1 pseudogene is annotated in these 277 nt (G+C 64.3%); it reads left to right on the forward strand.

Going from position 1 to position 277, the window contains the following annotated elements:
* A pseudogene (locus ACTFO6_RS18720) lies at positions 1-277 on the forward strand (glycoside hydrolase); the annotation flags it as partial.

The raw sequence follows: 277 nt of genomic DNA on the forward strand, positions 1-277 counted from the left end.
GGACGCGGCCAACGACTTCCTCTCCCTGCTGGAGGACATCCGGCGGCTTTTCCCCGAAGGAGGTAACCCCCTGGTAAGCGTGATCCTGGACGGGGAGAACGCCTGGGAGTACTACCCTTACAACTGCTACTTCTTCCTCGAAGATCTGTACGGGCTGCTCGAGCGCCACCCCTGCATCTCTACCACCACCTACCTGGACATCCTGGCGAGGACGAAGGCGGCGCCGCCGCTGCCGCCGGTGGTGGCGGGGAGCTGGGTCTACGGCACGTTTTCCACC

Source organism: Pelomicrobium sp. G1 (assembly GCF_051905455.1).
GTDB lineage: Bacteria > Pseudomonadota > Gammaproteobacteria > Burkholderiales > UBA6910 > Pelomicrobium.